Consider the following 563-nt stretch of genomic DNA (forward strand, 5'->3'; position numbering starts at 1 on the left):
TAGTAGGGCTTGTCGATGCTCTCCTCCAGTTTCTTGAACCTGGTCGCCTTGCCGCAGCACTTCTCCCGTAGCGGGCAGCTCCCGCAGACCGTCTCCGAACTCCTGTAGCTCTTTTTGTCGTAGCCCTTGCTGTCGGTCTTGATGCCCTTGAAGGTCAGGACTGCGCCTTTGCCGCCGGGTTTCTCGCAGCGGTATTCGTCGCTGTCGGCATGGTAGCTGAAGCCCTCCCGCTCGGGCTTGTACTGCCCGAAGTTGGGGATGTAGGCGTCTATGCCCCGTTCCTCGCAGTACCGGAGTGCCTTGCCGCTGCTATAGCCCGCATCCGCGGTGACCTGGTCGATTCCCATACCCAATCCTTCGAGGTTGTCCAATGTCTGGTCCAGGATCTCTGGCAGGTTTTCGCTGTCCCTGCTTCCCGCCGTGCTTGCACAGGCCCCGGTGATGACGTGGTGGGCATCGTCGACCGCCACCTGTCCGCAGTAGTTCAGCTGACGGGCCTTCCCCGGCTTGGTGCTGATCCTGGCATCGGGGTCCGTGGGGCTGTAATGCGTATGGTTGCTCAG

Annotated in this window: 1 protein-coding gene; it reads right to left on the reverse strand. The window is 61.3% G+C overall.

The genetic code is table 11. The annotated features are described in order from the left end of the window. On the reverse strand, positions 1-563 hold a 563-nt coding region (locus L0U89_RS20230), incomplete at both ends, for a transposase (protein WP_234863187.1).

Origin of the sequence: Mariniradius sediminis, from assembly GCF_021491425.1 — a bacterium.
Classification (GTDB): Bacteria; Bacteroidota; Bacteroidia; order Cytophagales; family Cyclobacteriaceae; genus Mariniradius; species Mariniradius saccharolyticus.